Origin of the sequence: Mucilaginibacter endophyticus, assembly GCF_003351025.1 — a bacterium.
GTDB lineage: Bacteria > Bacteroidota > Bacteroidia > Sphingobacteriales > Sphingobacteriaceae > Mucilaginibacter > Mucilaginibacter endophyticus.
This window is the reverse complement of record NZ_QPCG01000005.1, coordinates 134,413-156,242: the sequence shown is the minus strand read 5'-3', so window position 1 is coordinate 156,242 and position 21,830 is coordinate 134,413. Positions and strand designations below refer to the sequence as shown.

The window sequence follows — 21,830 nt, the reverse complement described above, 5'->3', positions numbered from 1 at the left end:
CAGGTTTAACTATTTTTAATGGAGAGTTGCATCAGTGCTATCGGGATAGCAAATCCCGCCAATCGTATTGCCCAGCAGGATATTTACCATTTTATGGCTAATGCCTTTGGTTTGGATGCAACTAACGCGGCAAGGCTGAAAGGCATTTACGATCATTCGGGAATTGACTACCGCTATTCGGTGATCCCTGATTTCGGCTATCGCGATGCGGCGGATTTCACTTTTTTTGAGCAGTCGCCCGGGCTTGAACCATTTCCCGACACCCAAAAGCGCTTAAAGCTTTATGAAAAGGAGGCCATTGCCATAGCGGTAAACGCTGCTAAAAACTGCCTCCAAAATTTCGATAATGACATTACCGGCAACATTACACACCTCGTGACTATCAGCTGTACGGGGATGCATGCGCCTGGTATTGACATCGAGCTGGTAGACCGGCTTCAATTGAACCGGGATACCGAGCGTACCTGCATCAATTTTATGGGTTGCTACGGCGCCATAAACGGCCTCAAAGCAGCCGATTATATTTGTCGTGCCGATGCCAATGCTAAAGTGCTTGTAGTAAGCGTAGAACTTTGCACCCTGCATTTCCAAAAAGTGAACACATTGGATAATTGGGTTGCCAATTCCCTCTTTTCGGACGGCGCAGCGGCTGTATTTGTTGAAAATACGGCTAACCGCTTAGGCAACGGCAATTATCTCTCGCTTAAAAATTTCTATTCGGAATTTGTTATTGAGGCCCGTAATGAGATGGGCTGGTATGTTGGCAATACCGGTTTTGAGATGAAGCTTACCTCCAAAGTATCCAAACAAATCAAAAAACACATCAAGCCCCTTACCGAACGTTTTCTGCAAAAAGCGAAAACCCATAAGAATGATATTATGGCTTACGCTGTTCATCCCGGCGGGCGCACCATTTTAGAAGCAGTGGAAGAAGCGCTGGAACTGCCCGAAGAAAGCAACGCCTTCGCTTACCAGGTTTTGCAGGAGTACGGCAATATGTCATCGGCCACTATTTTATTTGTGTTGGATAAAATGCTGAAAGCAGGTAACCTGATCGATCAAAAGATCCTGAGTTTTGCCTTTGGGCCGGGTTTAACGGTTGAGGGGATGATACTTGAAATGCACTAAGCCGTTATGAGCGATGTAATTGTAATTGGCGGAGGCCTGGCCGGATTGTTCAACGCCATATTGCTTAACCGTGCGGGGCTTCAGGTTACAGTCATCGAAAAAAAGACTTATCCCATGCACCGCGTTTGTGGCGAGTACATCTCCAATGAGGTGATCCCTTTTTTATCTTCCTTAGATATCGATCTCAATCAACTCAACGTTGCCCGCATTAACCGGCTTGAAGTAACAGCGGCTTCCGGCACCAAACTTTCGCAAAAACTTGATTTGGGTGGCTTTGGTTTAAGCAGGTTTACTTTTGACAATTACCTTTATCAGAAAGCCATTAACGAAGGGGTTAAGGTTTTAGTGGGAACCCGTGTGGAAGACATCCGTTTTATTGACGAACAATTTGAATTGGTAACTCCCGGCGAAACTTTGACTGCACCATTGGCTATCGGCTCGTTCGGCAAACGCTCCAATCTCGATCAAAAACTTAAAAGGCCTTTTTTCTATAAACGCAGTCCTTACCTGGCCGTTAAATTTCATTTGCAGATGGATTTTCCTCAGGATCTTATCCAACTCAATAATTACAAAGACGGCTATTGCGGCGTAAGTAAAACCGATGGCGACAGGTACTGTATGTGCTACATGGCCCATCGCGATGACCTTCGTAAATATGGATCGCTGCAAGCATTGGAAGAAAACGTGATCCGCAAAAACCCTTACCTGGATGAAATTTTTCGCAACGCTAAGTTTTTGCTGGATAAGCCGGAAGTGATCAACGAGATCTCATTCGAGAAAAAAGCACCTGTTGACAACCACATCCTTATGAGCGGTGATACCGCCGGGATGATAGCCCCACTTTGCGGCAACGGCATGACTATGGCTATCCATTCGGCCAAGATCCTTTCAGATAAAATCATTACGCATTACAAGCCAGGCAATTTTAACCCTGATAAGCGCGCTAACCTTGAACAGGACTATACCCAAAGCTGGAACAAACAATTTGCCCAAAGGCTTTGGGTGGGCCGGCAATTACAACGCTTGTTCGGCAATGATAACATGACTGCCATCACCTTAAATACGCTCAGCCGCCTGCCTTCAGTGGCACAATACCTGATAAGTAAAACCCATGGCCAACCATTTGCATAGTTCAGGCGTATTATAACATATGCCCGATTTAAGTTACCGTACGGATACCCTGGAGATCATGGATGATTTTGATCTGCCATCACACGAAATAAACCCCGTGCTTGAAGGCTTGGGGAAAATGAATGCCCTGTTTGGCGGTCATAAAAGCATTATTGCCTCGTTAAAGAAATTCCCGGTAGAAAATCACGCTACAATAAGCGACTGGGGCTGTGGCGGTGCCGATACATTGATTGCTATTGCAAAATGGGCAGAAAACGAGCAGATACACCTCAAATTAAATGGTGTTGACGCGGCACCGGCTGCTGTAAATTACGCTCAGAAACAATGCGCCGCATATAAAAACATAAGCATTACACGGGCCGATGTTATTGATGAATTGTACCTGATAAAACCTGCCGATATTATTATCTGCAGCTTGTTCACTCACCATTTTGATGATGAACGCTGGGTAACACTTATTCAGAATATGCATGCGTCGGCACAAAAAGGAATTATCATCACCGACCTACACCGGCACTGGCTTTTGTATCATGCCATAGTGTTTATAACCCATGTTTTTACCAGGAATGCAATGGCGCAAAACGATGGTCCACTTTCGGTTAAAAGGGGCTTCAAAAAGCACGAATTGTTAGATTTATTGAAAAAAGCACAAATTGATAACTTTAAATTAACATGGCGTTGGCCATTCAGATGGGAGTTAATCATCTATAAATCGTAGCTTTACGCTATGAATTTGCGTGTACTGGTTTTAACAACCTCGCTTGGCGTGGCAATTACGCTATCTGCCGTTAACTTTTATTTTCAGCACAAGTGGTACGATGTAATGGTTACTTTTTCGGTAGCCCTTGGTGTAAGTTACTTCGTTTTCTACTACCTCATCGAAAAGTACATTTACTCACGTATCAAGTTAATTTATAAACTGATCCATAACCTGAAATTAGGTCGCGACCTCAGGGATGCACTTGGCGAACACGTAAGCGCTAACCCTATTGCCGATGTGGAGCAGGAAGTAAAAGAATGGGCCAAACAAAAAAAGACCGAAATTGACGAACTACGCAAACAGGAAAAATTTCGCCGCGACTTTTTATCTAATATCTCACACGAGTTTAAAACCCCGCTTTTCGCAATACAAGGCTACATAGAAGCACTTCAGGACGACGATTTTGACGACAAGGAAATGGCGCGTCAGTTTCTGGAAAAAGCTTCAAAAAACGTTGACCGGCTGAGTTATCTGATCAAAGACCTTGACGAAATTTCAAAACTTGAATCGGGTGAGATGCCAATCAATTATACCAAATTCAAGATCAATGACCTGATCAAAGAAGTTTTTGAATCACTGGAGATCAAAGGCAAGCAGTATCACATCAAACTTATATTTAAACAAAAGTATGATGAGCCCATAGTGGTAAATGCCGACAGGGAAAAAATCAGGCAGGTGCTGGTAAACCTGATAGATAACTCATTTAAGTACGGAAAAGAAGAAGGCAACACTTCAGTAAGCCTGTTTGTACTGCATGACCAGGTTTTGGTTGAAGTTACAGATGATGGCATAGGTATTGAAGAAAAGTTTCTTCCAAGGTTATTTGAACGCTTTTTCCGTACAGATAGCAGCCGTTCAAGGCAGATTGGTGGCTCGGGACTGGGGCTTGCTATTGTGAAGCATATTATTGAAGCACACCAGCAAACCATCAATGTGCGCAGCACCGAAGGATTGGGTTCAACTTTTGGTTTTACTTTGGCAAGGGCAAAGCAAACTATCCCATTCCCGAATTTACCTGCGTTAAAAAGTTAACAATAATTTAACATAGTAACCGTACCTTTACAGCAATTTTAATCATTATGTCGCTTAACAGTATATTCCAGTATTTTGTACCAAAGGATAAAAAAATATTCTTCCCGCTGTTTGAACAAGCCGCAGCCAACGTTGTAGCCATGGCAACAATACTGGTTGAGGCAGTTAACTCCAATAACGCTCAAACCCGCGAGGACCTATACAAACAAATTGATAAACTGGAAAACAAAGGCGACGAATATACCCACCAGATTTACCTGGAACTCGGCAAAAACTTCATCACCCCGTTTGATCGTGAAGATATTCACGCCCTGGCTACAGCGATTGACGATGTTGCCGACTATATACAAGGTGCTGCCAACCGCATGAGCCTTTACAGAATAGATGATTTAAACGAGCACATCCGCAAACTGTCTGACCTTATCCTTCAGGCCAGTATCGATCTGGAAAAAGCAGTAAAAGAACTGAAAGACCTTAGGAATGTGCGTAACATAGCCGATTCATGCATCAGGATAAACAGTGTTGAAAACCAGGCCGATTATGTTTTTGACCGCGCCGTGGCAGATCTGTTCCTGTATGAAAAAGATGCTATCCGCCTTATCAAATACAAAGAAATATTGGCTGCACTTGAAACTGCAACAGATATGTGCGAAGATGCAGCTAACGTTATGGAGTCAATCTTAGTTAAAAACGCTTAAGTAAATCTTATCCCCAGCTAAATGGTTACTTCCCTACTTGTAGTTATTGTTGTACTCGCCCTGTTGTTTGATTACACCAATGGCTTCCATGATGCCGCAAACTCCATAGCTACCATCGTATCAACCAAAGTATTAACGCCATTTCAGGCAGTGTTAATGGCCGCGGTATTTAACTTTGCAGCTTATTTTTTTATCAAAGACCATAAAGTAGCCAATACCGTATCTAAAATTGTATTGGAGCACTACGTTACCCTTCACGTGATCCTGGCCGGCCTTGTAGCCGCCATCACCTGGAACCTGTTTACCTGGTGGTTCGGGATTCCGTCAAGCTCGTCACACACGCTTATCGGCGGTTTTGCCGGTGCAGGTATGACCAACGCGCTTTATATGGGTTCTAACGCCCTTCAGGCCGTTGAAATGCAATATGTTCTTAAGATTATTGCTTACATCGTACTTGCTCCATTCATAGGCTTAATTATAGCTTATATTGTAACTATACTAATATTGCACCTGTGCAAATCCGCAAGACCGGCTACAGCCGAGCGTTGGTTTAAACGCATGCAGTTGGTATCATCTGCGGCATTGAGCTTTGCTCATGGTGGTAACGATGCCCAAAAAGTAATGGGCATTTTATATGTAAGCCTTATTGCTTCAAAAGTTATACAACCAGGTACCGCAATGCCTGAGTGGATCCCATTGGCTTGCTACTCCGCCATTGCTGCTGGTACCATGTCTGGCGGCTGGAAAATTGTTAAAACCATGGGCTCAAAAATAACCAAGGTTACCCCGCTTGAGGGTGTGAGTGCCGAAACTGCGGGTGCAATTACCTTGTTTATTACCGAGCGCTTTGGTATCCCGGTTTCAACAACGCATACTATCACAGGTTCAATTATCGGTGTGGGCTTAACCAAACGTGTATCGGCAGTACGCTGGGGCGTTACTATTAACCTGGTTTGGGCCTGGATCATTACGATACCTATTTCGGCATTAATAGCAGCCGGTGTATTCGCATTGTTACATTTCTTTGCATAAGCAAACCGGCGGCAATTTTATTAGCTTTACTCTTACTATGAAAACAAGACTGATCATCATTCCCGCTTTAATAGCTTTTATTACATTAACAAGCTGCGATACTTTGAACCAGGTGGCCAATGCTACTGTTCAAAATCAAGGTACTCCTTCTTCGCTGGAGATAGGCAACGGCCTAAAACAGGCACTTGAAATAGGCACCGGCAAAAGCTCCGACCAACTATCGGCAGTTAATGGTTTCTTTGGTAACGCTGCCATCAAGATCCTTTTCCCACCTGAAGCTCAGAAAGCGGAAAAAACCTTACGCGGTCTTGGCTTAAACAGCCTTTGCGATAATGTGATCCTTTCACTTAACCGTGCCGCCGAGGATGCTGCAAAGCAGGCAAAACCTATTTTTGTTGATGCCATTAAGCAAATGACCTTGCAGGATGTTACCAACATTTTATTAGGCAACCAGGATGCGGCAACACAGTATTTTAAACGTACCACCACCGAAAAGCTAAGCCTACAGTTTAAACCGGTTATTCAAGGTAGTTTAAACAAAGTAAATGCTACCAAATATTATTCAGACGCGGCTCAGGCCTACAATAAAGTTCCATTTGTTAAAAAAATGAACCCGGATATTACCGACTATGTTACCCAAAAAGCTATTGACGGCTTATTTGTCGAGATAGCCAAAGAAGAGCTTAATATCCGCCAAAATCTTGGAGCGCGCACAACGCCGTTATTGCAAAAAGTGTTCGCTTTTGCCGATAAGAAAAAAACTACAGGACAATAACATCAAACAAGAAATATAAAAAAGGGCTGTGTCGATTTCATTCAACACAGCCCTTTTTTATTGATATTTTCGGTTTCTTATTTCTGCTTTTGGAACTTCACTTTCACCGTAACAACTTCCGGTTTATTATTAGTGCTGCCAACCCATGACGGGCCACTTTTAATGAGCTCTATGGCCTTTTGGTCTGCCGTTTCATTCAGGCCCTTTTTAACACTAAACTCGTCGATTATACCGCTCGGGAATACCGTAAATGTTACTGTCACAGTACCTGTAGTTCCATCTGGCAACACGGCGTTTGTTTGCAGGTATTTTTTCAGGCTGCCCCAGCCCATTTGCGGATGTGCTGCCGTGACGCTAACCTCGCTATCGTCGGTTTTGGGATTAGACACAACAACCTCAGCTAAAGCCCTCGAATCTGGCTTAAGCGCTACTTTAACGCTGTCGCCGCGAGTGGCACTAACCTGCCTTGGTTCGTAACCAATATAAACAACATCAAGCGTGGCTTTGTTATCCGGCGAGCTGAGTGCAAATTTTCCGTTTACATCAGTTACCGTACTCCGGTTGGTACCTTTGATCCTGATGGCCGCGCCAATTAACGGAGAGCCGTCATCTCTTGAAATAATGGTACCTGCAATGTACAAAGATTCAGCGGCGGCTTTATTATTATAGCCGGGAGCCGGTGATGACGTAACACCGTCAACTTTTCCGGGAAGTTTAAACTGCAGTGGGCCTTTTGATTTAGCAACAGTTGTATTAGCCCTTAACGATATAGCATCAGATTTTGACGAGTCTTTTTGCGTAAGCGGGGCTGTGTATCCGAATACAATTCTTTCACTTAATCCGGCCGCAGGCGCCTCCTTTAATACATCTTTGTCTTTAGCAGGTGCAACCGGTTCTGCCAACGAATTGCTGCCTGCAGGCGGAACAACATTATTTGAAGCCGTTTTATTATCGGCAGCCGAAATGTCTTGCTGATAAAGCGCATTAGCTGAAAGCTTTCCTTTTCTCGGCTTTTTAGTTACCGCAATTAAAGGAGCCTGCACCGTTCCAACCGGGTTTGCATTAGTCTTTCTAACCGTATCGGCTGTCTTTATGGTATCAGTGGCCGCTACCAGAGGCGGGGTTGAGTTTTTATTTTCTGAAATGTTACTACTTTGCAGTTCCGGCTTAGACGACCTGTTGAGATAAAGGCCACCCAAACTTAAAGCAATTAAAACCGAAGCCGCTATGGGCCAAACAGTCCATGGTATTACACGGCCTTTTCTTTCTTCTGTGCGTTGCTGCAACCTCGTTGTAAGATCAGCAAGATTTAACTGTTGACTTGTCCCCATGTTTTCATATCCTTCCAATGCATCCATCAAAAAAGGGTCGTTTAGTGCCTCCATTTCCAACTTATGCATAGCACGTGCATCAAGCTCTCCGTTGAGATACTTCTGTATTTGCAATATGTTTGCCTTGGTACTATGCACTGTTCCGCTCGAGGCAAATTTTCAAATTCCTTTTACCGTTCTGGATATAGCTCTTCACCTCATTTAAAGTATATCCCGTTATTTCGGCAATTTCCTTATAACACTTCTCTTTTAAATAAAACAGATCGATGCTTTGCTTTTGTCCGCCGGCTAAGCCTGCAATACAATTTTCCAAAGCTTTCAAAGCCTCTTCCCTGTTATTATCTTCAGGATGCAGCAAAGGGGTAAATTCCATAACCTCTTCTAAATTAACCAGCTCCATCTTTTTGCCGCTCCGCAATTGCATCAAACAATAATTGCGCCCAAGTACATAAACCCAATTTCTGAACTGGTTAATTTCATGCTTTTTAACCTTATCAACCAGTTCCTCAAAAATGCCCATTACAGCATCCTTAGCCAGTTCTTCATCTTTCAGATATTTAAGGCAAACGCCATAAATAAGGGACATATATCTTTCGTATAAGTTGCCCAAAACAGTTAGGTTACCGCTTGCGCGATAATCACTAAGTAGTTCCTCGTCTGTTGATTGCCCTGGTTTTTTGGGTTTTATAAATAGGTTCATTAAACATACAAAATTAATTGTTTAAAACGGTTTATGGAAATTAACGGCCTGTATAACGCTCTATTTAAGGAAAATAAACAAGTAACAAGTTGTTTTTCACACAATTTTTTTCAAAACAGGACAAAACAAAGGCACAACAATCAGGAATAAAAGCATTCAGAAAACCACTTAAAATAAAAAAGCGACACGGTTGAGGTGTCGCTTTTTTTATATACGATCGATAGTTATTACCTTGCCGGTTGCGGTTTTGGTAACGCCTTACGCGGAATCATTTCGGTGCGTTGTGATGTATGATAAACAAACGATGCTACAATTGTGGCGGCCTGCTTCAGGTCGTCTTCAACAAGTCGGTCGTAAGTATCCTGGTTGCTGTGGTGGGTACGTGTACCGTAGTCAATAGCATCCTGGATAAACTGGAAGCCCGGAATGCCCACCGCGTCAAATGAAAGGTGGTCGGTACCGCCTGTGTTGCTGATAGTAAGTGTGGTAGCGCCAAGATCTTTAAATGGCTCAAGCCATGCTTTAAAGATAGGTGCAGCAGCAGAATCGCCTTGCAAATACACCCCGCGGATTTTACCGGTACCGTTATCCAGATTATAATAAGCCGAAAGTTTAGCTTGCTCGGGCTTCAATTCCATAGTTTTAGGATCGCCGAAGTGGTTGGCCACGTAACCGCGTGAACCAAATAAACCCTGCTCTTCCGAACTCCACAAAGCAATACGAATGGTGCGCTTTGGCTTAAAGTTAATAGCTTTCAAAATACGCATGGCCTCCAGCATTACCGCGCTGCCCGCAGCGTTATCTGTAGCGCCGGTTGCAGCATGCCATGAATCAAGGTGACCACCAATCATTACTACCTGATCTTTCAGCTTTTTATCTGTACCAGGGATTTCCGCTACAACATCATAACCTTGCAGATCATCGGTAATAAACTGCGTTTTGATATCGGCTTCAAATTGTACCGGCTGACCGCCTTTGATCAGACGTAAAATGCGTTGGTAATCTTCGCTGCTGGTTTCAAGTTCGGGAGCTACCGCTTTGGCCGTATCGGCATATGAAGCGCCATTAGTCGTAAACACTGTACCATCGGTGCCACGGGCCTGACTTAATACCAGTCCGGCTTTTTCATCAACCAAAAACTGGCTTAATTGCGCCCGGAAAGCACGTAGCTTACGGAAAGTCGCCATTTGAGCCGCGTTAGGATCAGCAGCATTTCTGCGCGGAGCGGCAGGGCCTGCTTTAGCCATTTCAGCAAGCTCCTCATCGGTATAGCGGGCTGCATCAGATTTCCAGCTGCGTTCTGTAGGGGCTTTGGTATCAAATATTACGATTTTGCCGGCGAGCTTACCTTTGTATTGTTCAAGCTCGGCTGCCGAATCTGCTTTGAGCAGCATTACTTCGCCTTTAATTACACCGTTGGTACCCGGTGTCCATGCTTTAGGTATGGCGATGATGGCGTGATAATAAGGAACAGTAATAGCCGCATAGTTTTTTTGAACTTCCCAGCCTTTGCCAAATTTACCCCAGGCTTCTAATTTAGCATTAGCCATGCCCCAGGTTTTAAGCTGATTAACCGCCCAGTTTTGAGCACGCTTTAAGCCGGGCGAATTAGCAAGCCTCGGGCCGGAAACATCGGTAAGGTAAAAAGCCGTTTCCATTACTTTGGAATGGTTAAGGCCTTCTTCCCTGATTTTTTGAACCATTGCCGCGTCAACAGGTTCCTGTGCAAATGCGGGTACTGCAATACCCGCCGTAATTAAACACGAAAAGAGTAGTTTTAATTTCATATAATGAATAATAAGATCAGTTAGTAACAAACCTATTTATTATAAATTAAAATCGGGAACATATTGCATTAACAAATTTGTTACATGGGATTGAATTACGAAGGTTTCTGGCCGGAGTTACATGACATGTGATAATGCCGGATGTTGTTATTGCAATTGTACACCCAGGCCAATGCTCATTCCCTGGTTGGTGTTCAACTTTGAAAGTGTGAACACCCTGTGTTTTTTCTTAAATATAAACTATTGATAATAAGGCGATTATATTTATAAAAAATCTAAAACAAACCACACTGAACAAGCAAGCATTGATAGCCAATGATTTACAAAATTTCAGCTTAAAAAATTGAACACCCTGTTTTTGAAAATTGAACACTGACAAAATATTATCAGTGTTCAATCACTGATCGATGTTTAACAATAGCATAACTTCGACCAGTTCCGCTGTTATGTCATTGAGGAGGAATGACGAAATAATCTCGTAGCTATGCGCCTTCGATATGCATTAGCTACATCACTGGTCGAAGTTTAGCGATAGCGTAACTTCGACCTGAAATAAAGCAAGCATTCTGCTTGCGTGCGATACCAAAGACCTTTTAAAATATACCCAAATTAGAACAAGTTAAGCTGAAAGCTTAACCCATTTTAGGACGAAGTTACGCTATCGCTAAACTTCGACCAGTTTCCGTAACTTCAACCAGCTTCCAGAATTCTTCTACCAACAAAAAAGGGCTCATCTTTTCAGATAAGCCCTTTCATATTTTAAAGCTGCCTATTGTTATGACAGCTTGCGTTTAACTTCTACGTTTTCGTATGCTTCAACGATATCGCCTACTTCAATGTTGTTAAAGTTGTTGATGTTCAAACCGCACTCGTAACCTGCGTTTACTTCTTTCACGTCGTCTTTAAAGCGTTTCAGTGAAGCCAGTTCGCCGGTGTAGATCACCACACCATCACGGATGATACGGATCTTGCTGTTACGGTTAATTTTACCATCCAATACCATACAACCTGCAATAGTACCCACCTTGCTGATCTTGAAGGTTTCGCGGATCTCAACGTTAGCCACAATCTTCTCTTCAAAGGTTGGTGCAAGCATACCTTCCATCGCCGCTTTGATCTCGTTGATCGCGTCGTAGATGATAGAGTACAGCCTGATATCAATCTGCTCGGCCTCGGCCAGTTTACGGGCACCACCTGAAGGGCGTACCTGGAAACCGATGATGATAGCATCAGATGCAGATGCCAGCAATACGTCTGATTCGGAGATCTGACCTACCGCTTTTGAGATAATATTTACCTGGATCTGCTCGGTTGACAGTTTCAGTAATGAATCTGACAAGGCCTCGATAGAACCATCCACGTCACCTTTAACAATGATGTTAAGCTCCTTGAAGTTACCCACTGCCAAACGACGGCCGATTTCATCAAGCGTAATGTGTTTTTGTGTGCGTAAGCCCTGCTCACGTTGTAACTGTAAACGTTTGTTTGCAATTTCACGTGCTTCAACTTCGCTTTCAAGCGCGTTGAATTTATCGCCCGCTGTTGGTGCACCCTGCATACCCAATACCTGTACCGGTGTTGAAGGTCCTGCGGAGTCAACACGCTGACCACGCTCGTTGGTTAACGCTTTTACACGACCGCTGTAGCAACCTGCCAATATCGGATCGCCCACTTTTAAGCGACCGGCCTGTACAAGGATAGTAGTAACAATACCACGACCTTTATCTAAAGCAGCCTCAATAACAGTACCTACGGCACGTTTGTTAGGGTTAGCTTTAAGCTCAAGCAATTCGGCTTCAAGCAATACCTTCTCCAATAACAGGTCAACATTTAAGCCGGTTTTGGCCGAAATTTCCTGCGACTGGTATTTACCGCCCCACTCTTCAACCAAAATGTTCATGGCCGATAATTGTTCCCTTACCTTATCGGCATTGGCACCCGGCTTATCAATTTTGTTGAAAGCGAAGATGATTGGCGCACCTGCAGCCTGCGCGTGGTTTATAGCCTCGCGGGTTTGCGGCATCACGCTGTCATCGGCAGCTATCACTATAATTACAATATCTGTAACCTGTGCACCCCTTGCACGCATCGCGGTAAACGCTTCGTGACCCGGTGTATCCAGGAAGGTGATCTTACCTTTATTATCAGGCAATGTTACCTCGTAGGCACCAATGTGCTGGGTTATACCACCCGCTTCACCACCTATTACGTTGGTTTTGCGGATAAAATCCAGTAATGAGGTTTTACCGTGGTCAACGTGGCCCATGATGGTTACGATTGGTGCACGTGTCACTAAATCGGCCGGATCATCTGGCTGGTCAAGGTTGGCTTCCTCATCCTGAGGCTTAACAAATTCAACCTGGTAGCCAAACTCGTCGGCCACAATTGAAAGTGTTTCGGCATCAAGCCTTTGGTTGATCGAAACGAACATACCCAGGCTCATACAGGTAGATATAATCTGGGTTACAGATACATCCATCATGCTTGCCAGCTCGTTTGCGGTTACGAACTCGGTAACCTTCAATACTTTTGATTGAAGTTCCTGTTCCATTGCCAGTTCTTCGGCACTTGCAGCAACGTCATCACGTTTTTGACGACGGAATTTAGCACGCTGTGCAAATTTACCCGACTTACCCGCACCGCTTAAGCGTGCAAGTGTAGCCTTAATCTGGTCTTGTATATCCTTTTCTGAAGGTTCTTCCTTCGGAGTAGAATGTTGAGGAGGGTTATTCCTGTTGTTCCTGAAATCCGGACGGTTACCGCCGCCACCGTGATGACCACCGCCACCCTGGTTTGGCCCGCTATTGCCCGGAGCACCGTGTGTACGGTTCCTGAAATCCGGACGATTAGGGTTAATGGTACCACCACCGCTTGGCTGCTGGCCCTGGCCTTGAGGGTGATTTCCCCCGCCGCCTTGCTGCTGGCCATGTTGATGGTTGCCACCGCCTTGCTGCGGATTGCCCTGGTTATCTTTACGCTTACGTTTGCGTTTATGATCGGCCGAATTATTATTATTTGCATTTGACGAAGCTACCGGATTGCGTTTTGGCGCGTTAACCGGCAACTGGATCTTACCAATAATGTTTGGACCTGTTAAACGCTCGGCCTTGGCACGAATTACATCCGGCTCCTGGCTTTCGTCATGTGCCGGTGCGGCCGGTGTTTCAGCAGCAGCCGGAGGTGTTACAACCGGTGCTTTTTCAACAACAGGTGCAGCAGGCGCTTTAGGCTCTTCCGCTTTAGGTGTTTCAACAACAGGCGGCGCAACAGGAGCTACCGGTGGTTTTGGAGCCTCAACCTTTGGAGGTTCGGGCGCAACCGGTGCAACTGGCTTTGGCGCTTCAACTTTGGGCTCGGCTGGTGCCGGGGCCGGTGTTGGCGCAGGTGCCTGAGCAACAGGCTCTGGTTGTTTAACAACTTCCACTGGCTTTTCAACAGGCTTCTCTGCCTGTGGCTGTGGCTTAGCATTCAGGTTGCTAAGGTCAATTTTTCCAACTACCTTAACACCCGGTAATACGTCATTGCGCTCATCAGAACGTGCAGGAGCTTGCGCTGCCGGAGCAGGCTCGGCCGGTTTTGGTTTCTCAACCTGCGGCTGTGCAAAGTGCCCTGTATTCTTGATCAGTATCTCTTCGTTCTCAAAATCGCGCGAACGGCGGTTCTCAACCGGCTTTTCAGGAAACTGTGCAGCAGGCTCTTCTTTCCTTATCTTTCCGATACTGATCTGCTTAGCTTCCTCCTTAATACTCTTGTCAACAGCAAATTCCTTCAACAGGGCATTGTACATGTCGTTATCCAGCTTGGCCATAGGATGTTTGTCAACCTTGTATCCTTTGGTAGCTAAAAAATCGACAAGGGTACCCATGCCAATGTTCAGTTCTTTTACTGCTTTAATTAATTTTATGGATTTGTCTTCTGACATTTAATATTACTTACTTTCTCTGCTTATTTGGGTGCAAAAATACGATTTTAATTTTGCTTATTACGCTTATTCAAACTCCGCATTCAAAATTGATAGCACTTCTTTTACAGTTTCTTCCTCTAAATCGGTGCGTTTTACTAATTCACCAACGGTTAAGGCCAGTACTGATTTTGCTGTATCCAAACCAATGCGTTTAAATTCATCAAGGATCCAGCTATCAATTTCGTCTGAAAATTCTTCAATGTCCACATCTTCGTCATGCTCATCGGCCTCACGGTAAACATCAATTTCGTAGCCGGTCAATTTTCCTGCCAACTTAATGTTGTGTCCGCCCCTGCCAATAGCTAATGATACCTGGTCGGGCTTTAAGTACACAGCAGCTGTCTTTTTCTCATCATCTAATTTAATAGAAGTGATTTTGGCAGGTGACAATGCACGCTGGATATATAACTGAACGTTATTGGTAAAGTTGATAACGTCGATATTTTCATTCTTTAACTCACGCACAATACCGTGAATACGTGAACCTTTCATACCTACGCAGGCACCGACCGGATCAATACGGTCATCATATGATTCTACGGCTACTTTAGCACGTTCGCCCGGCTCGCGTACAATTTTCTTGATAGTAATTAAGCCATCAAAAATTTCAGGAACCTCAAGCTCAAACAAACGCTGTAAAAACTCAGGCGCTGTACGTGAAATGATGATTTTAGGGTTACTGTTCAGCATATCTACCTTAGATACAACAGCTTTAACACTGTCACCTTTCTTAAAGTAGTCGGCCGGGATCTGCTCTGTTTTAGGCAGCAACAACTCGTTACCTTCGTCATCAAGTACCAAAGTTTCTTTTTTCCAAACCTGGTAAACCTCGCCGGTAACTATTTCACCTACGCGGTCTTTATATTTTTTGAAGATCTCGTCTTTCTCTAATTCCAGAATCTTTGATACCAGCGTTTGGCGTGCGGCTAAAATAGCACGGCGGCCAAAGCTCTCTAAAGTGATCTGTTCAATATAATCATCACCAACTTCAAGGTCGGCGTCATACAGGTGTGCTTCGGCAAGTTCAATCTCCAGGTCGTCGTCTTCGCTAAAGCCATCTTCCATAACTTTACGTGTACGCCAGATCTCCAAGTCACCGTTATCGGTGTTAACAATTACGTCGCAATTTTCGTCCGTACCGTACTTTTTCCTGATCATGCTTCTGAAAACGTCTTCCAGTACGCTCATCATGGTAGGGCGGTCAATGTTCTTGAAATCTTTAAATTCCTGAAAAGAATCAATTAAATTAATATTGCTCATTTTTACTTAAATGATATTAAAACCTTTGTTTCTGTTATTTGCTCCATCGGGATAACGCTTTCAATAACCTGCGCTTTTTTCCCTTTTTCTTTTACTTTTTCTTCAATGGTGATAGCATCTTCGGTAAGGCCGGTTAATACACCTTCACGTTTTGCACCATCTTTCATTTTAATGCCCAGGTTACGGCCAACATTTTTGGCGTATTGCCTTGGCGATGACAGCGGAAAATCAATACCCGGCGATGATACCTCCAGGTTATAAGCCGTTTCAATCACGTTTTCCTCTTCCAGATGGAAACCTACGTGCCTGCTTACCTGTACACATTCATCAATGCCGATACCGTTATCGCCATCAAGCAGAATGATCAGCTTACCGTTCGAGTGCATTTTAATATCCACTATAAACAGGTTTGGCTTATCTGCTATCTTTTCTTCTACCAGTTCTTTTACCCTTTTTTCAATATTCATTACCCACCGGTGTTTTTGACAGAATAATTTTGATTGATAAAATAAAAGAGGGGACTAATTGCCCCCTCTTTTATTAACGGTTGCAAATATAATCAAAAATATTAAATTTTCAAGCATCAGGATGGTTTATTACTTAAAAATCAAATCTGTATAGTGCAAAGTTCCGGGTTTGCTGCGGCTTTTTATCAAATCGGTCAGCGTACCGCTGGCCCCAAAATCATAGTAACGGAAAAAATAGGTTTGTTGTGTGCTGAAAGCGGTATCCGGTGTAAAAATAACTACATTATCTTTAATTACATAGCGCCCCGGCTGTATGGGCTGCAGGTTGCGCATAGTAGTATCTGCCGGCATGCGATAAACAGCCATTAAGGTTTGCCAGGCCGTTGCCGATGAATCACGACTGATATCGTTAATAATAGCCGGATCAAAACCTGTTATCTGCAATGATCTTCCGTTATTAACAGGACTAATGGTTACTACCGTTTTGGTTGATGTTGCTGTACAACCAAACAGGGCTAATAGCAGGAGTAAAAAGGAAACACGGTTTTTCATCACGCAAGATAGGTTTATTGTAATAAAAAGCCGATATTTCTGTTTACAACCCAAAACCTAACGCAATTGAAACCTAAGCTATTACTCCCTTTTTTCCTGCTGCTTCTCTGCTGCATAAAGGTTAAAGCAGATGTTCCCCGCATTAGTACCAATCAGCTTAAAACGAAAGCAAAACAAAGCCTTGCGTTTTGCCGGCAGCGGGGATACAATACACGGTATTGTATTTTAATTGATATGTCTGCACCATCAGGTGTTAAGCGTTTTGTGGTATGGGATTTTAAGAAAAACGATTCATTAATCAGCGGCTTGGTAAGCCATGGCTGCGGCCGAAACCCGTGGAGCGGCGTATGGTCAAAAGATAAACCAGCATTTAGCAACCTTGATGGGAGCCATTGTACCGCGCTGGGCAAATACACAATTGATAGCCGCGCCTGGAGCGCCTGGGGTATCCATGTAAAGTATTACCTGACAGGCTTAGAGAGCACCAACAATAATGCGTTGGCAAGGCAAATCGTTTTTCATTCCTGGGAACAGGTTGCCGAAACCGAAGTTTATCCCAACGGCACACCCGAAGGCTGGGGTTGCCCCGCTATTTCCAACAATACCATGAAAATTGTGGATGCTTTACTGAAAAAACAAAAGAAGCACGTGTTGCTGTGGATATATCAATAGGCGGCGTTAACGCATGATTAATAATCTCCGGCCGTGGGGACACGGCCGCTGGGGGATAGGAGATCATTTAAAACCTCAATCCCAAACCCGCGTCATTATTCAGGATATACCTTCCATCCTCAAAATCGGGCATTATGTATGGGTTATTGCTTACCAGGAACGGGCCGTCAAGGTCAACCCAATCTGCCTGTGGCGCAATGGCTAATCCAGCGAGGGCGGCGCAGCTGGTTTCGGTCATGCAGCCTATCATAATCTTCAGGTCAAGCTCGCGGGCTTTATCAATCATTCGTTTGGCCTCATACAAGCCTGCCGATTTCATGAGTTTAATATTGATCCCGGTATAAACACCTTGAGCCTTTTCCACATCTTCAAAACGCTGAACGGCTTCATCACCAATAATAGGAATAGGGCTTCGTTCGGTAAGCCAGGCATTGCTGTCGGGATCGGTTTTGAGCATGGGCTGCTCTATCAATTGTACGCCTTGCTCATGCAGCCAGTAGGTCATATCCAGGCTTTGCTGCAAGTCTGTCCAGCCCTGGTTGGCATCTACATAAAGCGGTACATCAGTTACCGAGCGGATAGTAGTAATTAATTCCTTATCGGTATCGCGCCCTAATTTTACCTTGATCACTTTAAAACCCTCAGCTTCTTTTACTTTTTTGATGATCATCTCCGGCGTATCAATACCAATAGTAAAACTGGTAACGGGCATGAGCGCCGGATTACTACCAAGCAGCTGCCAGCAGGATTGTTGTTTCAGTTTACCATCCAGATCATGCAGGGCAATATCAATTGCCGCTTTAACCGCCGGATTGCCGGGAGCGATGCTATCGAGGTAATTAATAACCGCACCAAAATCAAAAGGGTAGCTAAACTGATTCACATCAACCTTGCTTAAAAAATCGGTAGCGCTTTGATGGCTCTCGCCCATATAAGGCACCATCGAAGCTTCGCCGTAGCCGGTTTTACCCTCGTGACTGATCTGCACCAGCATAACCGGGGTAGAAGTGCGCGAAAATTTGGCTATCGTAAAAGCATGCTTCAGCTGAAGCTCGTAGGGTTGATATGTCAGTTCCATGTTAAAAACCAAAGCTAAAATTTTAGTACGAAAATCGTGCTTATCTTTGCGGCCATGCCGGCACAAATTTACTCACCGTTCACCAATTTCAATTTCAGCAATAATAAATGTTTCCTTACAGGGCAAAACCTTAATTCGCCCGAGGAGCAGATCCAGGTATTTCCGCAATGGCTTATGAGCCGCTACGAGCTGGAAGACAAGCCTTTTAAACTGCTTGACGAAAGCATGGCAACCTATAAAGACCTGAAGCTGCCCTGCACCGCCGAGATTAATGAGCTTTACCTTGAGCCGCTCGAAAATGAAATTGCCGCCGCTTTTGAAACCGGTTATGAAGCGCTAAAAACGCTTGATGAGGATAAACTGTTTTTATGGGCCGGCAAATTGCTGTACGGAATTATCTTTAACGAGATCCAGGCGGGCATCAAATTACAACACTCACAAGGCGAAGAGTTTAACATCTCGCAATCCATCATCCATAAATTCAATAACCTGCACATGATGCTGCAAAGCCTCAATCTCCCTATCGAGTTTGATGGCTTTAAGCCTTACAGCCTTGTTTTATTTAAGGTAGATAATGCTGAAAACGTTTTTGGCTACCGCGATGAGATCAACACGCTTACGTTTTCGTTACGGATAAAAGATTTTGGCTTTATTCTGTGCCTGCAGGATAACGGCGCCAACGCCCGTTACCATAAGGAGGCCTTAGATAAAATTGCTAACAACAAGTTGCACCCCATCCAATTTGAAGAGCTGAACGCCCGGTTCTTCTATTCGGCTTATTTATTTAACCGTTTGCCGGAGTATGATATTTTTAATATTGGCGATGCCATATCCTTAGAGGCCCTGCCCCTGCGCGGCACCAGCAGCAAGCCCCTGTTTGACGACTGGATGAATAAAATCTACGGACAGGTACTGGAAAACTTTTGGAAAAACTGGGGGTTCCTGCTGTTAGAGATCATCAAGAACCCCGAGAAGCCTATGAGCTTTTTATTTAATGCCGATGGGGAGTTTAAAGACGGAAATGAGCTGGGGCTTCAGAAATAATTTGCTGAATAAAATCGCCTAAAACATGGTGGTTAAAAACGATGGTGATTATCAAACCGCTTATTGCTCCAAAAAAGTGCGCGTCGTGATTGATTTGGTCGCGTGAATATTTTGAAGCATAATGGCAATATACCAGGTACAGGATACCGAAAAGCCAAAACCAGATGCCAATGGGAATGGGCATTATGTAAATGGTTTGCCATGGCATAAATAAAACTATACTAAAAATCACAGCGCTAACAGCGCCAGAGGCACCAAGACTATAATAATTATAGTCGTTTTTATGCTTAATTACGGTTGGCATATCGCTCAGTATCAAGCTTAACACATATAGTATTCCAAACTGCAGGTGCCCTATTATAGGCTCGAGTGTGAACGCAAAAAAGTAAAACGACAGCATATTGAAAAACAAATGCATCCAATCGCGGTGAATAAGTCCGCTGGTGATGATGGTATGGATATCCTTGCCACGGGAAACCGTGTAAGGATGCAGCATCATGCGGCCATAAAGATTATCGTTTGAGAAAGCTAAAAGCGAAGTAATAATAGTTATTGCAAAAATAGCGCAGGCCACCGGGGCCGTGTGAATAATTTCCATTTATTTAAGGTCGAGTTTGGTATTAGTTAAAAGCCTGCCAACAGGATAGCGCATAAAAGTTTTTTCAAAATAAGGCGAATTGCGGTAAACAAAGAACAATTGCGCGCCTGCGTTATTGGCCAGTTGCGGATCTTTCGCTTTGGCATCGTCCAGTTTTTGTTTAATCGACGGATCTTTTTTTAGCAGATCGGCGGCGATATCCTCAAAAACATAATCCGAAAAATATTCCTTTTCGCCCAGCACCGAATCAAAAAAGTTCCATGCAAAAAACGAGTCGACACCCTGCGGTTCCAGCGTTTCCACGATATAACGGTTAATAGGCTGATTAGTATACACCACGTAATCGCCGATATAAAATTTAATTGGCATATCAACCGGGTTAAGCTTTACGCCAGTATGCAGGTAATGTCCTTCAAAAGGTCGGGACGGAGTTTTCAGATCGGCTATATAATACATTTGCAGGTTAAGCGTGGTATCATGGGCCAGTTGTTTCATCTGTACCCCATTCAGCTTAAACAAATCAATCACCTTGCCCCAGGCCTGCGGAATTACATAAGCCATCGGTTTATCGGCAGTAGCGGTAACTTTATAGGTATTGAAATACCTGATAGTTTTGGTATATGGCTTATCACGGTCATAATATAACCTGGGCAAGCCGCTGACGCCGCTGGTTTTGTGCCCTGCTTCATACCCCTTAAAGGTGATGGTATCAACCTTATCCATATCAACAGCCCAGCTTAATGCAAAAGTTTTTTGATTGATTACTTGTTCATCAGCCTTGCGTTTCAGTTCACCTATCAGTTTGGCATCGCGCTGGTTAATCTCAATCAGGTGCTGCATAAAATCATACGTGGCATACACGCGCTTATCAAAAGGCTTGAGCATATGCGTTTCGGTAATATAACTGATGATGTTATGCTGGGCAGTAAAACCGGTAGCAAATCGTGGTGTTTCCAAAAAGCTTACAATGCCCGAATCGGGCAAACCTTCCTCGCCTGCACCATAAGGAATCATCTCATACCCGCTCTTTTTCATTTTGCTGTACAGGTATGGGGTTAGGGTTTTGGTGGTATAATCGGCCAGGATGGGGTTTTGCTTTTCTTTTTGCGTTTCTATAAGCGTCATCACGTATTGATAATCGGCGCCATCGCTGGTGTGGTTATCTAAAAACACCTCGGGTTTCCAGGTAGTGAGGATCTGGGTAAAAGCTAAAGCGTTACGACTGTCGGCCTTGATGAAATCGCGGTTAAGGTCCAGGTTGCGGTAATTTCCCCTAAAGCCATAGGCAGATGGGCCATTCTGACTTACACGGCTCAATCCGCGGTTAAGGTTGCCGTCGATATTATATAAGGCAATAAGACAGATCACCACATCTTTGGGGAGCGTATTATTTTTAAGCAGATCCCGCACCAGCATCATACTGGCATCAATGCCTTCCGGCTCACCGGGGTGAATGCCGTTATTGATCAACAATACGCGTTTATTCTGCTTTTTGATAACTGCCGGATCAAACACCTTATCTTTTGAAAGTACTACAAGCGTTAAAGGTTTGCCCACATCCGTAGTGCCGTAGTTTATAAGCTTCATTTGCTGCGGATACAACTTATTAAGCTTTTGATAGTAATCAATCACCTGGGCGTAGGTGGCCGTATAATTTTTGTCCTTACTTAACTCAAATGGGGTGAGTTGGGCTTTGGCGGATAAGGTAATAAAACAGGCAACAAGGGCAGCGAAAACTATCTTCATGAGTAAATGCGTTGCTCAAATATAGTTTAACTGCGGCAAAGCCGGGAGGTGTAAGGTTATTTTTACGGCTTAACT

19 protein-coding genes are annotated in these 21,830 nt (G+C 44.0%); 9 read left to right on the top strand and 10 right to left on the bottom strand.

The window, feature by feature from the left end; translation table 11 throughout:
* Positions 1 to 18 precede the first annotated feature (18 nt).
* From DUL71_RS20705 to DUL71_RS20675, 7 genes are read left to right on the top strand one after another with little or no spacing between them, the layout of a single operon-like run.
* Positions 19 to 1,128 (top strand): type III polyketide synthase, encoded by a 1,110-nt coding sequence (locus DUL71_RS20705; protein ID WP_114939880.1) that lies wholly within the window; start codon positions 19 to 21, stop codon positions 1,126 to 1,128.
* A gap of 6 nt (positions 1,129 to 1,134) precedes the next feature.
* Positions 1,135 to 2,259 carry an NAD(P)/FAD-dependent oxidoreductase gene (locus DUL71_RS20700; RefSeq protein ID WP_114939879.1) on the top strand — a complete coding sequence of 375 codons (1,125 nt, stop codon included), beginning with the start codon at positions 1,135 to 1,137 and terminating at the stop codon, positions 2,257 to 2,259.
* A 19-nt stretch (positions 2,260 to 2,278) separates the two neighbouring features.
* A complete protein-coding gene (locus DUL71_RS20695) occupies positions 2,279 to 2,977 on the top strand; it encodes a methyltransferase domain-containing protein (protein WP_114939878.1) in 699 nt (232 codons plus the stop codon).
* Positions 2,978 to 2,986: 9 nt separating this feature from the next.
* A complete protein-coding gene (locus DUL71_RS20690; RefSeq protein ID WP_114939877.1) occupies positions 2,987 to 4,051 on the top strand; it encodes a sensor histidine kinase in 1,065 nt (354 codons plus the stop codon).
* A 47-nt stretch (positions 4,052 to 4,098) separates the two neighbouring features.
* On the top strand, positions 4,099 to 4,749 hold the full coding sequence (locus tag DUL71_RS20685) for a DUF47 domain-containing protein (RefSeq protein WP_091209670.1): 651 nt from the start codon (positions 4,099 to 4,101) through the stop codon (positions 4,747 to 4,749).
* Between the two features lie 21 nt (positions 4,750 to 4,770).
* Positions 4,771 to 5,781: an inorganic phosphate transporter gene (locus DUL71_RS20680; protein ID WP_114939876.1), complete on the top strand. Its 1,011-nt coding sequence runs from the start codon at positions 4,771 to 4,773 to the stop codon at positions 5,779 to 5,781.
* A gap of 37 nt (positions 5,782 to 5,818) precedes the next feature.
* The gene (locus tag DUL71_RS20675) at positions 5,819 to 6,556 is read left to right on the top strand and encodes a DUF4197 domain-containing protein (RefSeq protein ID WP_114940209.1); all 738 of its coding nucleotides are present in this window, start codon (positions 5,819 to 5,821) and stop codon (positions 6,554 to 6,556) included.
* 77 nt (positions 6,557 to 6,633) lie between these two features.
* On the opposite strand, the gene DUL71_RS20670 is transcribed toward DUL71_RS20675, so the two are convergent.
* The 7 genes from DUL71_RS20670 to DUL71_RS20640 form a co-directional block, all read right to left on the bottom strand.
* On the bottom strand, positions 6,634 to 8,001 hold the full coding sequence (locus tag DUL71_RS20670) for a carboxypeptidase-like regulatory domain-containing protein (RefSeq protein ID WP_154402447.1): 1,368 nt from the start codon (positions 7,999 to 8,001) through the stop codon (positions 6,634 to 6,636).
* A gap of 16 nt (positions 8,002 to 8,017) precedes the next feature.
* Positions 8,018 to 8,587 carry an RNA polymerase sigma factor gene (locus tag DUL71_RS20665; RefSeq protein WP_112570750.1) on the bottom strand — a complete coding sequence of 190 codons (570 nt, stop codon included), beginning with the start codon at positions 8,585 to 8,587 and terminating at the stop codon, positions 8,018 to 8,020.
* A gap of 227 nt (positions 8,588 to 8,814) precedes the next feature.
* On the bottom strand, positions 8,815 to 10,374 hold the full coding sequence (locus DUL71_RS20660; protein ID WP_114939874.1) for a M28 family metallopeptidase: 1,560 nt from the start codon (positions 10,372 to 10,374) through the stop codon (positions 8,815 to 8,817).
* 775 nt (positions 10,375 to 11,149) lie between these two features.
* Positions 11,150 to 14,296, bottom strand: a complete 3,147-nt coding sequence (infB, locus tag DUL71_RS20655) for a translation initiation factor IF-2 (protein ID WP_114939873.1) — start codon at positions 14,294 to 14,296, stop codon at positions 11,150 to 11,152.
* A gap of 66 nt (positions 14,297 to 14,362) precedes the next feature.
* Entirely contained in the window at positions 14,363 to 15,598 is a 1,236-nt protein-coding gene (gene nusA, locus DUL71_RS20650) for a transcription termination factor NusA (protein WP_091209687.1), read from the bottom strand.
* A gap of 2 nt (positions 15,599 to 15,600) precedes the next feature.
* The gene (gene rimP / locus DUL71_RS20645) at positions 15,601 to 16,065 is read right to left on the bottom strand and encodes a ribosome assembly cofactor RimP (protein WP_114939872.1); all 465 of its coding nucleotides are present in this window, start codon (positions 16,063 to 16,065) and stop codon (positions 15,601 to 15,603) included.
* 129 nt (positions 16,066 to 16,194) lie between these two features.
* Entirely contained in the window at positions 16,195 to 16,617 is a 423-nt protein-coding gene (locus DUL71_RS20640; protein WP_114939871.1) for a hypothetical protein, read from the bottom strand.
* Positions 16,618 to 16,683: 66 nt separating this feature from the next.
* Between DUL71_RS20640 and DUL71_RS20635 the strand changes: the two genes are divergently transcribed.
* On the top strand, positions 16,684 to 17,289 hold the full coding sequence (locus DUL71_RS20635) for a murein L,D-transpeptidase catalytic domain-containing protein (RefSeq protein WP_244228807.1): 606 nt from the start codon (positions 16,684 to 16,686) through the stop codon (positions 17,287 to 17,289).
* Positions 17,290 to 17,356: 67 nt separating this feature from the next.
* Here the strand turns inward: DUL71_RS20635 and DUL71_RS20630 are convergent, their stop codons facing one another.
* Complete coding sequence (locus DUL71_RS20630; RefSeq protein ID WP_114940207.1) at positions 17,357 to 18,367, bottom strand: dipeptide epimerase; 1,011 nt, start codon at positions 18,365 to 18,367, stop codon at positions 17,357 to 17,359.
* A gap of 54 nt (positions 18,368 to 18,421) precedes the next feature.
* Between DUL71_RS20630 and DUL71_RS20625 the strand changes: the two genes are divergently transcribed.
* A complete protein-coding gene (locus DUL71_RS20625) occupies positions 18,422 to 19,411 on the top strand; it encodes a hypothetical protein (RefSeq protein ID WP_114939870.1) in 990 nt (329 codons plus the stop codon).
* On the opposite strand, the gene DUL71_RS20620 is transcribed toward DUL71_RS20625, so the two are convergent.
* Complete coding sequence (locus tag DUL71_RS20620) at positions 19,377 to 20,009, bottom strand: rhomboid family intramembrane serine protease (RefSeq protein WP_112570764.1); 633 nt, start codon at positions 20,007 to 20,009, stop codon at positions 19,377 to 19,379. The genes DUL71_RS20625 and DUL71_RS20620 overlap by 35 nt on opposite strands.
* Entirely contained in the window at positions 20,010 to 21,755 is a 1,746-nt protein-coding gene (locus DUL71_RS20615; RefSeq protein ID WP_114939869.1) for a M14 family zinc carboxypeptidase, read from the bottom strand. It abuts the gene before it with no gap.
* Positions 21,756 to 21,830: the final 75 nt, after the last annotated feature.